This is a genomic window from Candidatus Symbiopectobacterium sp. NZEC135 (genome assembly GCF_025962695.1).
In genome coordinates this window covers 1-663 of record NZ_JAGFPF010001195.1, presented here as the reverse complement: position 1 = coordinate 663, position 663 = coordinate 1, and the positions used below count along the sequence as shown (strand labels likewise).

Annotated in this window: 1 protein-coding gene and 1 pseudogene; both read right to left on the bottom strand. The window is 55.5% G+C overall.

Translation table 11 applies throughout. From position 1 onward, the window contains the following. The coding region (locus tag J5224_RS33300) for a hypothetical protein (protein WP_264629169.1) at positions 1-255 on the bottom strand (255 nt) is incomplete at its 3' end. Between the two features lie 96 nt (positions 256-351). Then, positions 352-663, bottom strand: a pseudogene (locus J5224_RS33295) (TonB-dependent receptor); the annotation flags it as partial.

Here is a 663-nt window from a genome sequence, read left to right as displayed (position 1 = left end):
CATCGGGAGCGGTTCTGGCGCGGGTTGAGGGGTACTCTCCTGCGCCTGCGATGCGCTGGCGGTGTCAGTCAGATCCACCATGACGGATTGCTCGCCCCTGGCGGCAATCATGGGCGGGATTTCTGCCGAACGAATACCGGGCGGGTGCAGTAGCAGCCAGAGCAGCGTGCCGTGCAACAGCAGGGCGACTACCGATAGCGCCATCACCTCAGTGCGAGAGATAAATCTGTGTTGATTTTTTGCTTCCAGAAACATCACTGGCCTTCACCATTACCACAGGGCAAAAGAAGACATCAGCACAGCACCGCAGGGTTGCCGGGACGCTGCGCCAATGTCGTTTAGGAACTCAACTCATTGGAAGTGATAGCTGAAGTCCAGCCACCATTGACGTCCGTAAGGGTCGTAATTTCCTGTTGGATAATTAGGCCAACCGGCAGACTCATCTTTCTTCACTTTGTCGAGCACATTGTTGACGGTGAGGCCGACGCTGGATTGCGGTGTGGTTTTATAGCGAACGCTGGCGTTGACGACGGCCCACGGAGTGAGGCGGCCGGTCCCCGCGGCGTTGGCAACGCTACCGTACCGATTAACGAACACGGTTGAGGTAAAATCATTGATATTCCAGGTTAAACTGGCGTTGATTTTACATCTCCAGTTCGCTGA